Origin of the sequence: Streptomyces sp. B1866 (assembly GCF_031932565.1) — a bacterium.
Taxonomy (GTDB): domain Bacteria; phylum Actinomycetota; class Actinomycetes; order Streptomycetales; family Streptomycetaceae; genus Streptomyces.
Map to the genome: position 1 here is coordinate 1 of NZ_JAVSCF010000380.1, position 4,239 is coordinate 4,239.

2 protein-coding genes and 1 pseudogene are annotated in these 4,239 nt (G+C 76.8%); all 3 read left to right on the forward strand.

What is annotated here, in order from left to right:
* Positions 1-398 precede the first annotated feature (398 nt).
* Entirely contained in the window at positions 399-3,359 is a 2,961-nt protein-coding gene (locus RKE29_RS28290) for a BTAD domain-containing putative transcriptional regulator (RefSeq protein WP_312008536.1), read from the forward strand.
* A 152-nt stretch (positions 3,360-3,511) separates the two neighbouring features.
* A complete protein-coding gene (locus tag RKE29_RS28295; protein WP_312008537.1) occupies positions 3,512-3,943 on the forward strand; it encodes a hypothetical protein in 432 nt (143 codons plus the stop codon).
* Positions 3,940-4,239: pseudogene (locus RKE29_RS28300) on the forward strand (hypothetical protein); the annotation flags it as partial. The gene RKE29_RS28295 and the pseudogene RKE29_RS28300, both read left to right, overlap by 4 nt.

Genomic DNA, 4,239 nt, shown 5'->3' on the forward strand with positions numbered 1-4,239 from the left:
CGGCCGGACCGTGGCCCGCCGCCGGCCCGGCGTGGGCCGTACGCGCCCGGCCGCCGCCCCCGTCGCCCCGGTCGCCGCCGCCGTCCCAGCCGTACGGGCCGCCGGCGGCCGCCAGCAGTCCCGCCGCGGCGATGAGACCCGCCGCCAGTGCTCGCCCATGCCGACCTGCCATGCGGGCTCCTCGCCTCGTGCCGGAGCGAGGGCCCCCGTGCCGTGCGCGTCCCGCGCCCGGTGGCGTCGCCGCACCGGGCGCCTGAGCCGTCGGGTGCGCCGCGGCGCCCTCGCTGACCCCAGGCTGCTACGAGGGGCTGAATCCGCGCTGAAGCCCCGCTGACCGCCGGGCCGTGGGTAGGCTTGCGCGGATGGCCGTGGGCACGGAGAGGTGACGGGGGCGCCGCGTGGAGGAAGCCGAGTTCCGGCTGCTGGGCCCGGTGGGGATCTGGCACGAGGGCTCGCGGCTCGGGCCCACCGCCGCCCAGCAGCGCTCGGTGCTCGCCGCGCTGCTGCTGGAGCCCGGCCGCGTGGTGTCCGTCGGCCGGCTGGTCATGGCCGTGTGGGAGGAGGACCCGCCCGGCACCGCGCGCAACGCCCTCCAGGTCCACATCTCCCGGCTGCGCCGCCTGCTCGCACCGCTGCCCGGCACCGGGCTGACCACCACCGCGCAGGGCTACTGCCTGGCGGTCGAACGCGGCCGGGTGGACCTGTACCGCTTCCGCGACCTGGTCGCCCGGGCCCGCCAGAGCGACGGCGACGCGGCCGCGGCCCTGCTGCGCCAGGCCCTCCAGCTGTGGCACGGGCCCGCGCTCGCGGACGTGGCGGGCGGCTGGCTGGGCCGGGCGGCCGGCGCGGGCCTGGAGGAGGAGCGGCGGGCGGCGGTGGAGGAGTGCGCCGCGCTCGACCTGCGCGCCGGGCGCCACCACGAGGCCGTATCGGCGCTGTCGGGCCTGGTGGCCGACCACCCGCTGCGGGAGCGGGCGGTGGGCCTGCTGATGGAGGCGCTGCACGGCTGCGGGCGGCGCGCCGACGCGCTCGCGCTGTTCCGCGGCACCCGGCAGCGGTACGTCGAGGAGCTGGGCCTGGAGCCCGGCGACGCCCTCCAGGAGCTGCACCTGCGGATACTGGACACGGGTACGGGGCCGGGGCCCGCGCCGCGCCGGGCCGACGACGCGCCGCGGCCGGGGGCCGTGCCCCAGCAACTGCCGTCCGACGTCACGCACTTCGTCGGCCGGGAGGGTGAGCTGGCCTGGCTCGACGCGCTGCTGGCCCCGCCCGATCCCGGCCCGCGCGCCCGCCCCGGACCGCCGGAGCCGGCCGGGCCGCCACCTGAGCCGCCCCTGGAGCCGACGCCCCGGCACCCGCGCCCGCCGGAACCGGCGGTCCCGGCGCGCTCCCCGTCACCGTCGGCCCGACCGGCCGGTCCCACCGCCGCCGCCATTGCCGTGATCGGCGGCAGCGGCGGCGTCGGCAAGACCACCCTCGCCGTGCACTGGGCGCACCGGGTCCGCGACCGCTTCCCCGACGGCCAGCTCTACGTCAACCTGCGCGGCTTCGGGCCGACCGGCGCGGCCATGGCCCCCGCGGAGGCGCTGCGCGGCTTCCTCGACGCCTTCCAGGTGCCCGCGCAGCGCGTCCCGGCCGCCGTAGAGGACCGTACGGCCCTCTACCGCAGCCTGCTGGCCGGGCGCCGGGTGCTGGTGGTGCTGGACAACGCCCGCGACACCGACCAGGTGCGCCCCCTGCTGCCCGGCTCGCCCGGCTGCCTGGCCCTGGTGACCAGCCGCAGCGGGCTGACCGGCCTGGTGGCCGCCGAGCAGGCCCAGCCGCTGTCCCTGGACCTGCTCGCCCCCTGCGCCGCGCGCGAGCTGCTGGCGCGGCGGCTGGGCGGCGAGCGGGCCGAGGCCGAGCCGCGGGCGGTGGCCGACATGGTGGCGGCGTGCGCGGGCCTGCCGCTGGCCCTGGCCGTCGTCGCCGCCCGCGCCGCCGCCCACCCCGGCTTCTCCCTCGCCGCCCTCGCCCGCGAGCTGCGGGACGCGCGCGGCAGCCTCGACGCGTTCGACAGCGGCGACGCGGCCACCGACGTACGGGCGGTGTTCTCCTGGTCGTACCACGCCCTGGACGACGCGGCCGCCCGCCTGTTCCGCCTGCTGAGCCTGCACCCCGGCCCCGAGGTCGGCGCGCTCGCCGCGGCCAGCCTGGCGGGCCTGCCCGCAACCCGCACCCGGGCGCTGCTGTGCCGGCTCACCCGCGCCCACCTGCTCACCGAGCGCACCCCCGGCCAGTACACCCTGCACGACCTGTTACGCGCCTACGCCACCGAACTCAGCCACGGCCACGACTCCGAGGCCGCCCGCCGCGCCGCCCTGCACCGCGTCCTGGACCACGTCACGCACACCGCGCTCGCCGCGGGCCGCGCCTTCACCCCGCACCGCGACCCGATCCCGCTCGACCCGCCGCGGCCCGGCGTGGCCACCGAGGTGTTCTCCTCCCACGGCCAGGCCCTGACCTGGTTCACCGTCGAGCACCCCGCGCTGCTCGCCCTGCTCCAGCGGGCCGCGGACAGCGGCTTCGAGACCCACGCCTGGCAGCTGGCCTGGTGCCTGGCCGAGTTCCTGGACCAGGTGGGGCACTGGCAGGACCAGGCCACCGTGCACCGCACCGCCCTGGACGCCGCCCGCCGCACCGGCGACGTCACCGGCCAGGCCCACTCCCACCACGGCCTGGGCCTGGCCCACCTGCGCATGGGCCACTACGCGCTGGCCCGCACCCACCTCACGCGTGCCCTGGATCTGCACGCCGAGACCGGCGACGCCGCGGGCCAGGCCCTGACGCACGTCGCCCTGAACCTCGCCAGCGAGCGCCAGGGCCGCCACGAGGAGGGCCTGCACCACGCCCAGCGCGCCCTCGTCCTGTACCGGGCGGCGGGCCACCGCAGGGGCGAGGCGTACGCGCTGAACAACGTCGGCTGGGCGCACGCCATGCTCGGCGACCACCAGGAGGCCCTGGTCCACTGCGAGAAGGCCCTCATGCTCAGCCAGGAGCGCGGCGACGGCCGCGGCGCCTCGGCCGCCTGGGACAGCCTCGGCTACGCCCACCACCACCTCGGCCACCACGACCAGGCCATCGCCTGCTACCTCAGCGCCGTCGAACTGCGCCGCAGCCGCGGCGAGCGGGTCCGCGAGGCCGAGTCGCTGAGCCGCCTGGGCGCCACCTACCTGGCCGCGGGCGACCCGGCCCAGGCCCGCTCGGTCTGGCGGGCCACCTTACGGATCTTCAACGAGCTGGGGCACCCGGACGCGGCCGGAGTCCGCGAGCGACTGGCGCGGCTGGACGGGGCGTACGGGGCGGCGGTGGGCGGCTGACCGCTCCCGTGCCGCCGCGGCGCCGGCGCCCTCGGCGGTAATCCCGGTATTCCGGCCCGCGCGTGTGTACAGTTCCCCGGGTCCGGCAATGCCTGCGGTGTGAACCCGGTTGGATGCACACCGTCTCGGTCGTCAGCCCAGGGGGGCGCTTGATGGGTGAGGGACCCGGCGGGGACAAGGTCCTCGATATGAAGGTGGCCGATATCAAGTCGTCGGCGCGGGTGTTCCATGAGCAGAGCGGGAAGCTGAGCGACGCGCTGACCAAGCTGGTCAGGACGCTGGACGGGCTGGGCAAGCCGTGGGGTGAGGACAAGCAGGGCAGGGAGTTCGGGAGTCGCTACACCCCGCAGCAGAAGAGGATCGAGAGCGCGGTGGGTGTGCTGGTCCTGGGGCTGGCCAGCGTGTACGAGGCGATGAACGACATGGCGGACGGGCATGTCGACAACGACGAGTTGCTCGCGGGGATCTTCACCCGGGATGGGTCGGGCGGGTCTGGTGAGGNGCATGTCGACAACGACGAGTTGCTCGCGGGGATCTTCACCCGGGATGGGTCGGGCGGGTCTGGTGAGGGCCGGGGCCGGTGAGTCTGGAGGACACGGCGCGGCATGTCCTGCTGAAGCTGGGGATGTGGTGGCCGGAGGCGAATTCCGGGACGTTGCGGCATGCGGCGGACGCGTGGCGGGAGTTCGCGGACAGTGTGGACGGGGTGCGGGTCGCGACGGACAAGGCGGCCAGGACTCTGGTTGGGCACAACCGGGGTGAGGCGGTCGAGGCGTTCGCCGGTTTCTGGTCCCGGTACGCCAGGGGGCGGGACGGCGGGTGGCTCAGTGACACCGCCGAGGCCGCGCGTTCGATGGCGAAGGCGCTGGAGAAGTTCGCG